General features: G+C 63.4%; 10 protein-coding genes. 2 read left to right on the plus strand and 8 right to left on the minus strand.

All coding sequences use genetic code 11. The features are described from left to right. Window positions 1-89: 89 nt before the first annotated feature. Window positions 90-623: a hypothetical protein gene (locus ACX80T_RS14505; RefSeq protein ID WP_019483042.1), complete on the plus strand. Its 534-nt coding sequence runs from the start codon at window positions 90-92 to the stop codon at window positions 621-623. A 98-nt stretch (window positions 624-721) separates the two neighbouring features. Here the strand turns inward: ACX80T_RS14505 and metG are convergent, their stop codons facing one another. Then, on the minus strand, window positions 722-2,293 hold the full coding sequence (gene metG, locus ACX80T_RS14510; RefSeq protein ID WP_459304780.1) for a methionine--tRNA ligase: 1,572 nt from the start codon (window positions 2,291-2,293) through the stop codon (window positions 722-724). Between the two features lie 72 nt (window positions 2,294-2,365). Between metG and ACX80T_RS14515 the strand changes: the two genes are divergently transcribed. Then, window positions 2,366-3,121 (plus strand): DNA alkylation repair protein, encoded by a 756-nt coding sequence (locus tag ACX80T_RS14515; protein WP_459304781.1) that lies wholly within the window; start codon window positions 2,366-2,368, stop codon window positions 3,119-3,121. On the opposite strand, the gene serA is transcribed toward ACX80T_RS14515, so the two are convergent. From serA to ACX80T_RS14550, 7 genes are all read right to left on the minus strand, one after another. Beyond that, window positions 3,118-4,710, minus strand: coding sequence for a phosphoglycerate dehydrogenase (gene serA / locus ACX80T_RS14520; RefSeq protein ID WP_024476082.1), 1,593 nt, complete (start codon window positions 4,708-4,710; stop codon window positions 3,118-3,120). The genes ACX80T_RS14515 and serA overlap by 4 nt on opposite strands. A 189-nt stretch (window positions 4,711-4,899) precedes the next feature. Next, window positions 4,900-5,925 (minus strand): ketol-acid reductoisomerase, encoded by a 1,026-nt coding sequence (ilvC, locus tag ACX80T_RS14525; RefSeq protein ID WP_459304782.1) that lies wholly within the window; start codon window positions 5,923-5,925, stop codon window positions 4,900-4,902. Window positions 5,926-5,996: 71 nt separating this feature from the next. Then, the gene (gene ilvN / locus ACX80T_RS14530; RefSeq protein WP_019483047.1) at window positions 5,997-6,509 is read right to left on the minus strand and encodes an acetolactate synthase small subunit; all 513 of its coding nucleotides are present in this window, start codon (window positions 6,507-6,509) and stop codon (window positions 5,997-5,999) included. A 1-nt stretch (window position 6,510) separates the two neighbouring features. After that, window positions 6,511-8,400: an acetolactate synthase large subunit gene (locus tag ACX80T_RS14535; RefSeq protein ID WP_459304785.1), complete on the minus strand. Its 1,890-nt coding sequence runs from the start codon at window positions 8,398-8,400 to the stop codon at window positions 6,511-6,513. Window positions 8,401-8,861: 461 nt separating this feature from the next. After that, on the minus strand, window positions 8,862-9,806 hold the full coding sequence (locus ACX80T_RS14540) for a hypothetical protein (protein WP_459304786.1): 945 nt from the start codon (window positions 9,804-9,806) through the stop codon (window positions 8,862-8,864). Further along, window positions 9,807-10,475, minus strand: a complete 669-nt coding sequence (locus ACX80T_RS14545) for a DUF6318 family protein (protein ID WP_459304787.1) — start codon at window positions 10,473-10,475, stop codon at window positions 9,807-9,809. A gap of 288 nt (window positions 10,476-10,763) precedes the next feature. Continuing rightward, window positions 10,764-12,515 (minus strand): HNH endonuclease signature motif containing protein, encoded by a 1,752-nt coding sequence (locus ACX80T_RS14550; protein WP_459304788.1) that lies wholly within the window; start codon window positions 12,513-12,515, stop codon window positions 10,764-10,766. Between the last annotated feature and the right edge of the window lie 161 nt (window positions 12,516-12,676).

Here is a 12,676-nt window from a genome sequence, read left to right on the forward strand (position 1 = left end):
CCCGGGTGTGCCGAGCCGGGCCAAGCCGGGCGGAACCTGCGAAGATGGGGGTCATTATTCTTTGCAGGTTCCGTTCGAAAGGTTTACCCATGGATCACTCCCCGGCTCCCCGCAGCAACTCGAATCCGACCGACTCCAGCAGGCTGTCGGCCTACCTGGATGACCACCTGGTGGCATCTGCTTCCGGAGTGAAACTGTTTTCGACGGCCCAGGAATCCTGGCGCGGCACCAAGCATGAGCAGACCTTCGCCTCGCTGACCAAGGAGATCTCGGGCGAACGGGACGAACTCGCGCAGATCATCAGCTCCCTCGGCTACACGCCGAGCAAGGTCAAGATGGTCATCGCGCAGGTTGGCGCGCAGCTGAGCAAACTCAATCCCCTGAACCTCCGCCGCTCGGACAAGGGCGGCGGCGCACAGCTGGAACTTGAGGCGCTGCAGAGTATTGTCCGCGGCAAGGAATGCATGTGGGAAACCCTGGGCGCCCTCACCGAGGCAGGCTCGACCGAGCTGGACGCCGAACAGCTGCGCCACCTGGCCGATCGGGCCCGCAAACAGCAGGAACAACTCGCGCACGTGATGCGGGAGACGGCGCCCGAGCGTTTTCTCTCCGGCGACCACTAGCCGCCTGCCAAACAAACCCGCCGAGACGCGAGATCTGGCGGCCCGCTAAACCCGCCCCAAAGCTCGTGCGAGTCGCCAGCTCTCGCTGTTCGACGAGGTTAGCCCTCGGCGGGCTCTTCGTACTTCGGGAAGATCGGCGCCGGCGCCGGCAACGCCGTGCCGACCACCAGCGGCGTGGCGATTGCGCTGAACTGGCGGGCGACGTCGTCGGGCCCGGTGCCCTGGCCCAGCGCCGAGAGGAGCCGTCCGGCGCCGTCGGGCATGACCGGCTGAGCGAGGATCGAGACGATCCGGAGCACCTCCAGCGTCACGTACAGCACCGTGTTCATGCGCTCGGGGTCGGTCTTCCGGAGCACCCAGGGCTGCTGGTCGGCGAAGTACGCGTTCGTGTCGCCCAGCACTCCCCAGCTCAGTTCCAGCGCGCGGGAGAATTCCTGCCGGTCGAACGCGGTACGGGACGACTCCAGGAGCCCGTTGGCCTGCGCCAGGATCGCCTCGTCGGCCGGCGCGAACGACGACGGCGAGGGCACCTGCGCGTCGCAGTTCTTGGCCACCATCGACAATGATCGCTGGGCGAGGTTGCCCAGGTTGTTGGCGAGGTCGGAGTTCATCCGGCCCACGATCGCCTCATGGCTGTAGGACCCGTCAGCACCGAAGGGCACCTCACGCAGCAGGAAGAACCGGACCTGGTCGAGGCCGTACTGCTCCACCCAGTCCTTCGGCGCGACCGTGTTGCCCAGCGACTTGGACATCTTCACGCCCTTGTTGAACAGGAAGCCGTGGATCATGATCCGTTTCGGCAGCTCGAGCCCTGCGGACATCAGGAACGCAGGCCAGTAGATGGCGTGAAAACGTGAAATGTCCTTGCCGATAACGTGAACGTCGGCTGGCCAGTACTTTTTGAAGCGTTCCGACTCGGTATCGGGGAACCCGACGCCGGTGAGGTAGTTGGTGAGCGCGTCCACCCAGACGTACATCACGTGGTCTTTGTTTCCGGGAACCGGCACTCCCCAGTCGAAGGTGGTGCGGCTGATGGACAGGTCCTCCAGGCCGCGCTTCACGAAGCTGATGACCTCATTGAAGCGCGACTGGGGCGCGCCGAACTCGGGCTGGTCGGAGTACAGGGCAAGAAGCTTGTCCTGGTAGGCGGACAGGCGGAAGAAGTAGCTTTCCTCTTCCGTCCAGGTCACCTCGGTGTCGGTTTCGGTGGCGTAGCGGACGCCGTCGTCGCGCACCTCGGTGTCGTCCTCGCTGTGGAACGCCTCGTCCCGTACCGAATACCAGCCAGCGTATTTGTCCAGGTAGATGTCGCCGCGGGCTTCCATCAGCTTCCAGATGGCGGAGGCAGCGGCGTAGTGGTCGGCGTCAGTGGTGCGGATGAAACGGTCATAGGAGCTGCCGACGTCGTCGTTCATGGCCTGGAACGCCTGGGCGTTGCGGGTGGCCAGGTCCCGGACGGGGATGCCTTCGCGGTCGGCGGTCTGCTGCATCTTCAGGCCGTGCTCGTCGGTGCCGGTCAGGAACATCACGTCGTAGCCGTCGAGGCGCTTGAACCGGGCCAGTGCATCGGTGGCGATCGCCTCATAGGCGTGGCCGATGTGCGGGATCCCGTTGGGGTAGGAGATCGCGGTGGTGAGGTAATACGGGGGCAGCTGCTCTGTGGATGTCACCTAAAGAAATTACCCTGTTTTCCTGTCCCTTGTCGCTTCGTGACCGGGCAGCCCGCTGGTAACGTCCCTGGCATGGTCCCTGATCTGGCGCACGACGACGACGGTTCCGCCCCCGGGCCGGCGTCTGAAGCAACACAGTTGGTCGCTGCCGTACGCGACCGGCTGCAAACCGTCGCCGACCCCGCGAAGGCGCCCCGGATGCAGGCGTACATGAAATCGGCGATGCCCTATCTCGGCGTGTCGTCCCAGCCGCATAAGGTGATCTGCCGGGAAGTCTTCACTGCGTACCCGCTTCCGGACCGGGCCCAGTGGGAGTGGGCGGTCCGCCAACTGTGGGACGGGGCAACTTTTCGGGAGGAACGGTACGCCGCCGTCGCGCTTCTGACCCACCGCCGCTACAGCGGCTATCAGGATGAGCAGACGCTCCCGCTGTACCGCCAACTGGTGGAGACCGGCGCCTGGTGGGACTTCATCGACGTGATCGCCAGTCGCGGTGTGGGACCTATCCTGCGGGCCGCGCCGGAAACAGTGACGCCGCTGATGCGGTCCTGGGCCCGCGACGGCCACCTCTGGGTACGCCGGACGGCGATCCTGTGCCAGCTCCCCAGCAAGGGGGAAACCAACGCTGCGCTGCTGGCCGACGTCGTCGGGGTGAACCTTGAGGACAGTCTTTACGGCAAGGAATTCTTTATCCGCAAAGCGATCGGGTGGGCGCTGAGGGAATATGCGAAGACGGACCCCGGCTGGGTGCTGGCCTTCGTTCAGGACAACGAAAAGGGCCTCTCGCCGCTGTCGCGGAGAGAGGCCCTGAAGCATTTGGGTGGCTAGCTCTGCAGATCCACTTCGCGTGCCACCGTCGCGCCGATCGCTTCCTTGAGGGCGTCAAGCACGTCCTGTGGAACCGCGCTGTCGACGGTCAACAGGGAGAGGGCCTGGCCGCCCTCCGTGTTGCGGGCCACCTGCATGCCGGCAATGTTGATTTCCTTCTCCCCCAGCAACCGACCGAGGGTACCGATCACGCCGGGACGGTCCTGGTACAGCAGGACCAGCAGGTGCTCGCTGATCGGGATTTCCAGGTCGTAGCCGTTGACGCCGACCAGCTTCTCGATCTGCTTGGGGCCGGTCAGGGTGCCCGCTACCGATATCTGCGATCCGTCCGACAGCGCGCCCCGGATGGTAAGCACGTTGCGGTACTCCTCCGATTCGGGGGTGGTGACCAGCCGGGTGTTGATGCCCCGCTGTTCGGCGAGGATCGGAGCGTTCACATAGGAAACCTGCTCGGAGACGATATCGGTGAAGACCCCCTTGAGGGCTGCGAGCTCCAGCGCCTTCACATCCAGGGAGGCGATTTCGCCGGCGACCTCGACCTCGATCTGGGTGAGCGAGTCGTGGGTCAGCGCGGTGAAGATCCGGCCCAGCTTCTCGATCAGCGGGATTCCCGGGCGCACCTCAGGTGCGATGACGCCGCCGGCCACGTTGACGGCGTCGGGCACCAGTTCACCAGCCAGGGCGAGGCGGACCGACTTGGCAACAGACACGCCGGCCTTTTCCTGCGCCTCATCGGTGGACGCGCCGAGGTGCGGGGTGACCACCACGTTGTCGAGGGTGAAGAACGGCAGGTCGGTGCTGGGCTCGGTGACGAAAACGTCGACGCCGGCGCCGGCAATCTCGTTGGACTGCAACGCGGTGAACAGCGCTGCCTCATCCACGAGACCTCCGCGGGCCACGTTGACGACGTAAGCCGAGGTTTTCATCTTCTTGAAGGCGGCCTCGCCAAGCATGCCCAGCGTCTCGGGGGTTTTCGGCATGTGGATGGTGATGAAGTCTGACTGTTCAAGGAGCTCGTCCAGGGTGACGAGCTGGACGCCGAGCTGGGCGGCGCGGGCCGAGGTGATGTACGGATCGTAGGCGAGGATCTCGGTGTCGAAACCCTGCAGGCGGGCCGCGACGAGGGCGCCGATGCGCCCGAGACCGATGATGCCGACCTTCTTCTCGTACAGTTCGATGCCCGAGTACTTGGAACGCTTCCACTCGCCGCCCTTGAGCGCTGCGCTGGCCTGCGGGATGTGGCGGGCGAGGCTGAGGATGTGGCCGACGGTCAGCTCGGCGGCGGAGATGATGTTGGAGGTGGGCGCGTTGACCACCATGACGCCCGCCTGCGTGGCGGCTTTGATGTCGACGTTGTCCAGGCCGACGCCGGCGCGGGCAATGACCTTCAGGTTCGGCGCTGCGGCGATGGCTTCGGCATCCACCTGGGTGGCGGAGCGGACGAGGATGGCGTCGACGTCGACAATTGCGGCGAGCAGCTGGGCCCGATCCGAACCGTCGGTCTGCCGGATCTCAAAGTCGGGGCCCAAGGCCTCAACAGTGGCTGGGGACAGCTCTTCGGCAAGGAGAACTACGGGTTTGCTGGTCACGGGGGTGATCCTTCGCTGCTGTGCTGTGTGAGTTAGACAATTCGGGGGGATGTGGCAAGTCTAAATGGGCGGTGCGCCCGGGCCCGCTTTGTTACTCAGCGGGCCGGACGACGCCACAGCGCAGCACTCGGCCAGGACTCCGAAGGGCCCTGGCCGAGTGCTGTTGCTGTGTCGAGGAAACGACCGTATCTAGCGGGCTACTGAGCCTTCGTTGTAGTCGTCGTTCGTCTTGATCCAGGAGAAGAGCTTCCGCAGTTCGCGGCCGGTGGCCTCGATCGGGTGGTCCTCACCCTTCTTGCGCAGCTCGGCAAATTCCTTGCCGCCGTTGTCCTGGTCGTCGATGAAGCGCTTGGCGAAGGCACCGCTCTGGATGTCGGCGAGGACAGCCTTCATGTTTTCCTTCACCGAGGGGTCGATGACGCGGGGGCCGGAGACGTAGTCGCCGTACTCAGCCGTGTCGGAAACGCTCCAGCGCTGCTTGGCGATGCCACCTTCAACCATCAGGTCGACGATCAGTTTCAGCTCGTGCAGGACCTCGAAGTAGGCGACCTCCGGCTTGTAGCCGGCCTCGGTCAGGGTTTCGAAACCGTACTGGATGAGCTGTGATGCGCCACCGCAGAGGACTGCCTGCTCGCCGAAGAGATCGGTTTCGGTTTCCTCGGTGAAGGTGGTCTCGATGACTCCGGCGCGGGTGCCGCCGATGGCCTTGGCGTAGGACAGCGCCAGTTCGCGGGCCTTGCCGGACGGGTTCTGCTCGACGGCGATCAGATCGGGGACGCCTCGGCCGGCTTCAAACTCGCGGCGCACAATGTGGCCGGGGCCCTTGGGCGCAACCAGAGCGACGTCGACGTCGGCGGGTGCCTTGATGTAGCCGTAGCGGACGTTGAAACCGTGGCCGAAGAACAGGGCGTCGCCGGCCTGCAGGTTGGGGGCAATGTCCTCCGCGTACACGTGGCGCTGCACCTGGTCCGGGGTGAGAACCATGATGAGGTCGGCTTCGGCGGTGGCGTCAGCGACGCTCAGCACGCGAAGACCCTCGGCCTCCGCCTTGGCGCGGGACTTCGAGCCTTCTTTGAGGCCAACACGGACGTCGACGCCGGAGTCGCGGAGGCTCAGCGCGTGCGCGTGCCCCTGGCTGCCATAGCCAATAACAGCCACGGTGCGGCCCTGGATGATTGAAAGGTCTGCATCGTCGTCGTAGAACAACTCAGTCACTTGGTTTTCTCCTGTGTGTTTTCTTGCTGGAGTCCAGCTTGTGGTCTTTTGGGTGGAACTGCCGTTAGGTGTCAGGCGCTGCGTAGGGCGCGGTCGCTCATGGACTTTGCCCCGCGGCCAACGGCCAGGGTTCCTGACTGAACAATTTCGCGGATCCCGAACGGCTCCAGCACTGACAGGAGTGCTGTGAGCTTTTCGGCGGTGCCGGTGGCTTCGATGATCAGGGCGTCGGTTGAGACGTCGACCACCGATGCGCGGAACAGGTCGGCTGCCTGGGTTACCTGCAGCCGTGTTGCGGCATCTGCCCGTACCTTGACCAGGATGTGGTCGCGCTGCACGGAGGAATCGGGAACCAGCTCAACAATCTTGATCACGTTGATGAGCTTGTTCAGCTGTTTGGTGACCTGCTCCAGCAGGTCACCCTCGGCCTCGACCACTACCGTGATCCGGGACATACCCTGGATCTCGGTGGGGCCAACTGCCAAAGAATTGATGTTGAACGCGCGGCGCGCAAAGAGACTTGCGACGCGGGTCAGGACGCCGGGAACGTCCTCCACCAGAACGGAAAGCGTGTGACGAGCCATGTTAGTCCTCCTGCTCCCAGTCTGGGGTCATATTGCGGGCAATCTGGATGAGGTCGTTGCTGACCCCCGAGGGGACCATCGGCCACACCATTGAGTCGCGGCTGACAACGAAGTCGATGACCACCGGACGGTCGTTGATCTCCAACGCCTGCGCGATGGTGGCATCGATGTCTTCGTCCCGTTCGCAGCGGAGGCCCGCACACCCGTAGGCGTCGGCAAGCTTCACAAAGTCGGGTACCCGGACGGTGTCATGACCCGTGTTCAGGTCAGTGTTCGAATACCGGCCCTCATAGAAGAGAGTCTGCCATTGGCGGACCATCCCGAGGGACGAGTTGTTGATGACTGCCACCTTGATGGGGATGTTGTTGATCACACAGGTGGCCAGTTCCTGGTTGGTCATCTGGAAGCAGCCGTCGCCGTCGATCGCCCAGACCACCCGGTCCGGATTACCCACCTTGGCACCCATTGCTGCGGGCACTGCGTATCCCATGGTGCCGAGGCCACCGGAGTTCAGCCAGGCGTGAGGGCGCTCGTATTTGATGAACTGTGCAGCCCACATCTGGTGCTGGCCCACGCCTGCGGCGTAAACCCCTTCGGGTCCGGTCATCTCGCCGATCCGCTTGATCACGTGCTGCGGTGCCGACAGGCCGTCGTCGGGCTGGGTGTAGCCCATGGGGTAGGTTTCGCGGAGCCGGTTGATCATGGTCCACCAGGCGTCGATGTTCGGCGCACCGGTGGCGGCGAACTGCTCGCGCAGGGCATTGGTGAGCTCGGGCATGATCTCTTTGACCGAGCCGACAATCGGAACGTCGGCGGTGCGGTTCTTGGAGATTTCGGCGGGGTCAATGTCCGCGTGGATCACCTTGGCACCGGGTGCGAAGGTGGACAAGACACCGGTGACCCGGTCGTCGAACCGGGCGCCCAGTGTGATGAGCAGGTCCGATTGCTGCAGCGCGGTCACGGCTGACACTGAGCCGTGCATGCCGGGCATGCCGACGTGCTGCTGGTGCGAATCGGGAAACACGCCGCGCGCCATCAGCGTAGTGACTACGGGTGCGCCAACAAGCTCAGCCAGTTCCAACAGTTCAGCGGCCCCGTGGGCTTTGATGACACCGCCACCCACGTAGAACACCGGGCGCTGGGATTCGCTGATCAGCCGGGCTGCCTCGCGAACCTGCTTCGAGTGACCGCGAACCACTGTCCGGTAGCCGGGCAGGTCGATCTTGGGTGGCCAGGAGAACGTCGTCGTCGCCTGTTGCGCATCCTTGGAGATGTCGACGAGCACCGGGCCGGGGCGGCCGGTGGATGCGATGTGGAAGGCCTCGGCAATGATCCGAGGGATGTCGGCTGCCTTGGTGACCAGGTAGGAGTGCTTGGTGATGGGCATGGTGATGCCCACGATGTCGGCTTCCTGGAACGCGTCCGAGCCGATCACTGCGCTGTTGACCTGGCCGGTGATGATGACCATCGGAACGGAGTCCATGTGGGCGTCGGCGATGGCGGTGACCAGGTTGGTGGCGCCGGGGCCGGAGGTGACGATGCAGACACCCGGCCGGCCGGTCACCATGGCATAGCCCTGGGCCGCGTGCCCGGCGCCCTGCTCGTGGCGCACCAGGATGTGCCGGAGTTTCGTGGAGGCGAGCAACGGATCGTAAGTCGGAAGGATGGCTCCGCCGGGAAGGCCGAAGATGTCGTCGACGCCTAGCTCCTCGAGAGAGCGGACGATCGCTTCCGATCCGAGCATCTCCGTGGGCGGAACTACAGTGTTGGGGCCTCGGACGGCAGTGGGCTGGACGGCTTGCACTGAGTCACGGGTGTGGCTGCGCGCCGGGGCCGCCGGAGCGGTTGGTTTGGCCATCAGCGTGGGGCTGGAGGGCGATCCCTTGGACATTGGTGACTTCCTTGATGAATCGATACTGCTCGTGTAATGCGGGTGTCGTGCGCTTTGCGTCGGATGGGAACAAAAAAACCCCTCAGCCTGGTTGGCTCCGTGAGGGGTTGCGCGTGACGTAGTGTTACCAGTCGGGCTTTAGGCCACGCGCTTGGTAAGAAGGACTACTACGGATTCGAACTGCATATCTGTAGTTTCCACTCACCTTTTGGGGGTGTCAAACGGCGACACCTGGCGTCTCACTATATGGACACCTCGTCCAGTTAGTGGACACTAACTGGGTTGGTTTGCGGGCCGCCCCCTTCCCCACTGAAACGTTCGACTTCGCTGGCCTAGACGCCTCGAACCCGCCACACCTGCACACGGGATTCCGCCCCACAGCCCTGACTAACCATAAATGCTGGCACCTCCAGTATTGGCACCTGCGGTGCAGGACGATTCGGCCGATGAAGATCTGTGGGTCAGCAGCCGATACCTTGTGGGTTCTCCAAACAGGTCTCCGCCACGCTATGCCGCTCACTGCGCCAAATACTCATCAAATGCGGCTCCGAAGTAACCCTTGCCTGACCCGCAACAGGCAACCACGGACCACCATCCACCGAATAATCCCCAGCGAAGAGCGTATCCAGCCCGATCAGGTAGTCGCCCGTTTCGGAATACCTGTGGCTAGTTAAAGTCTCAACGTCGAAACCGTCCCCGGGCAGCGCCGACCCAGGATCGGTGGTGACCAGGCTCGAACCGTCACCATACGACCACTCATACGACACTGGCCACGCACGAAGCCGAATCTGAGCGTTCTGGAACTCAAACGTGAACTCCTGCTCCTGCGCCACGGCATAAAGATTGCTGTGCGCATTCCGCAGTCCGAAATGATCCGGCTGGGAAAACACGCCGGCAGCGATAATCGGTTGGCTCTCAAACTCGGTCAACGTAATGACGATAGGGGCTTCTTCCAGCGTCGCCGCCGTCGGTGCGGTCGGCGGGGCCCCCGGATACAAACAACCACTACGTCCCGTCGCGGTCCGCGTTGGCGGACTAACATTGCGATTCACCTCAATCCACTGCACCAACACCCCATCCGCCTGTGCATCACACTGGGCATTCAACTGCACGCAATACGCAGGGTCCATAAAATCCTGCGCCCCAGCAGTACACACCCGCTCATACGTGTAATCCACCCCGTCATCCACCGGAAGTAGGACTCTTTCAGCTGACGTTTCCAGGGCCGCATCCTGACCACCAGACGCAGACTTAGAGACACCGGTGGCCTCGAACGAGTTTTTGTCCACCTGGACCCCGTACTTCGGTTCTTCCTCAGCGCCAACTGCTGGGATTCCCAGAGCGCCTACGGTAAACAACACCGCTGTGAAACTAGCGCTCACGGCGCGAACAAAAATTCGGCCCATCTAGGTCCCCTCAGGCTTTCCGTAGTCCAGCATCAACCAGCGATCACCCTCGTGGAGGGCGATTGCAACGTCGATCACAGGTTTTGTCGGTAGATCAGTACTCAGCTCGCTTCCATCAGGATTGAAGTAGGTGACCTCACCTTGACGTTTCTGAACGAACGAGCTGACTGATCCTGCGGTGTTCAACTCGAACTCGCTCGAGAAGCTCAATACCTCGATCTCCGCGCCCCTAATCCACCTTTCGTCGCCATACACGCGCTGAACTGATTTTTGGATAGCCGTGCAGGTGTCACAGCCGGGATCAGTCACTCCTTCAAGCGGAGCCCAATCGTTGGTGATGTACGCATAGTTGAGGAGTTCAATCCAGTACTCAGTGAAGGCTTCAAGGCCCTCGACCGAATTCTCATCGGCCAGGGGCGGCTTCTCTGGCACCGGGATGTTCGCCGCCGGGCCATCAGACGATGCGGGGCTCGGCTCGGGCGTGGTGGGTGCCGTGATGGTGGGGGCCTGGGAGGGGCTCGGCGACGTGTCGGCCGAGGTAGAGACGACCGGAGTTGACGGCCCCGGCGCACCGGGATCGCCCTGACACCCAGCCGTCAAAAGACCAAAGATCATGACCAGCGCGGCGGTCGTACGCCGCGAACCGAAGGTGCTGCGAGGCTGTGGCACTGTGACTCCCGAGAAACGGTGCGAGTCGAACCAATCGAAGACACCAGAATAACCGAATCCAAAGATTTGCAAACCTTTATCCACAACCCAAAATGACGTCAATCTCAGCCCGGTGGGTTACCCCTTCCCATGGAGCCCGAACAGGAAGCGCCGTCGATCTGTCGTGGGCTGAACCAGGCCAGACGGTGCTGGCGGTACTGGCCCGATAGTGGAGTCCTTTGACTTTGTGGTCCGGTCTATCTCAGGACATCGAGGGCGCTCAGGCGGCACCGGTGCGAACTGCCTTGGCTAGAAGGGCGGGGGTATGTCGGGTGGTGGTGCTGGTGGTGGGTCTGCTGTGGTGAGGTAGGTTTCACCGGCAGGCGAGATCGCGATGATGGTGCCGGGTTCGGGTTGTTGGTAGTGCCAGTAGCCTTCGGTTTTGAACATGTGGTGGCGTTTACACAGGGCCGCCAGGTTCCCGTAGCTGGTCGTTCCTCCTTGGGACCAGGGGGTGGTGTGGTCGAGTTCGCAGAACACCGCCAACCGGTTACATCCCGGATGCCGACAGGTCCCGTCCCGGACCCGGACCGCATCCTTCAGGTCCTGCGGGACCCGGTACGTGGTCGCATCAGCGCCCAGCCTGGCCTCGGTAAAGGGGTGGGTGAGGATCCTGGTGAACGATGGTGCGTGCCCGGCGAGCTTCCGTGCCGTCTCGGGATCAATCGGCCCGTAGCCTTCCAATTCACCCGGTGTGTCCCCGCCGAGGAGAGTCATCACCGGGACGGTGACGAACACCTTCGCCTGCACACCCCAATACGTACTGGCCTCCCCCGGCTGACTGGATCCGCTGTTCCTCCCGGATCCGGGGTCCGCTGTTCCCGGCCCGCCCCGGTCAGCGGCAGCACCTAAGTCAGCGGCACCAGCGGGGTCAGCGCCGGGGTCGGTCCCAGTGTCAGCACCAAGTTTAGCGCCGGGGTCGGTCCCAGTGTCAGCACCAAGTTTAGCGCCGGGGGCAGCAGCTGGGTCAGCGGGGTCGGGTGCATGACGCATGTGTCCGGTGGGTCCGGCACTGGTCAGAACGTCCACCAGAACATCGGCGCGCAGCTGGGTGAGAGTCCTGGCCTCGTCCGGTCCCTGCAAGGCCCGGGCTGCGGTGTCGACCCGGTGGAAAATCCCGGCAGCCTGGTCGGTGGGTAGGTAGGCTTCGAGCCACGCCATCCCGTCGTAGGCAGGACTCAGCTGCACTAACCGGCCCAAGACTGCCTTTTGACGGCGGGTGCTGATCGACTCGGGGTGCAGCCTCTCCCGAAGCCGGCCAGCCTGGTAATAGAACTTCGAAACCGTCATCTTCCCGGCCATCGTAATGAGCCGGTCCTCAAACGCCGCCGACGCCGCCGCGAAGGTATGGGGGATGCTGGTGACTTCCTCCACCACAGCCCACGCGTGGCGGCGGGAAAACCGGCCAGCTTCCAAAGCATGGAGGGTGGAAGGGTAATGCCGGACCAGCAGGGTGCTGTGTTCGATCAAGGACCCCGCGGTACGTTCCGGCAAATGCAAGGCGGCGCCGACCTCGGCCGCGGCGAGGGGCTTATCGAATCCAAAGGCCCCACGACCGCCGTGGATCTGCTCGGCCTGGAGGTCCAACGCCCGGGTAGCTAACTTGGCTTCCTGCGCATCAAGCCAGGACCTCAGCTCAGCGACGTCCTTCAACGCGTCCACCGTCTGAGCAGAGTCCAGACCCGCCACCGCAGCCAACCCGAGATGGCCGGTCAAGGCCGGCGATTCCGCACTGGAACGCACCCGCCCACCCGAACCAAATACCGGGCCGGGCCGGTCAGGCCGGTCGGCCTGAGGTGCCTCCCAGAACGCGTCAACGCTGAGCGGACCACCCGGACCATACCCACCCGCACTCCCCGAGCCACCCGAGCCACCCGAGCCACCCGAGCCACCCGAGCCAGTGTTCGCGGACCCGCTATCAGAAGCAGAATCGGAGCCAGAATCGGGGCCGGAATCGGGGAAGAATGCCGATCCGGTAGCAGAGGCTTTACTGCTTTTCATACCTCCATTCCATCATCGAGCACTGACAGTAATGACAAAATAGGGCCCCATTTAGGGCTCCCAGGAAAACTTTTTTCAACTATTTTTCAGCACCGGAATTCAGGCAACGCAGACCCAGTCCCGGGGAGGGCCCCCCCCCGTTGGAAGGGGGGGTTGGGGGG

This window comes from Arthrobacter sp. Sr33, from assembly GCF_054511195.1.

Bases quoted from the DNA above. Each gene is read 5' to 3' on its own strand.
- ACX80T_RS14505 (WP_019483042.1), top strand. From the start codon at position 90: ATGGATCACTCCCCGGCTCCCCGCAGCAACTCGAATCCGACCGACTCC.
- ACX80T_RS14515 (WP_459304781.1), top strand. From the start codon at position 2,366: ATGGTCCCTGATCTGGCGCACGACGACGACGGTTCCGCCCCCGGGCCG.
- ilvN (WP_019483047.1), bottom strand. From the start codon at position 6,509: ATGGCTCGTCACACGCTTTCCGTTCTGGTGGAGGACGTTCCCGGCGTC.
- ACX80T_RS14535 (WP_459304785.1), bottom strand. From the start codon at position 8,400: ATGTCCAAGGGATCGCCCTCCAGCCCCACGCTGATGGCCAAACCAACC.
- ACX80T_RS14540 (WP_459304786.1), bottom strand. From the start codon at position 9,806: ATGGGCCGAATTTTTGTTCGCGCCGTGAGCGCTAGTTTCACAGCGGTG.
- ACX80T_RS14550 (WP_459304788.1), bottom strand. From the start codon at position 12,515: ATGAAAAGCAGTAAAGCCTCTGCTACCGGATCGGCATTCTTCCCCGAT.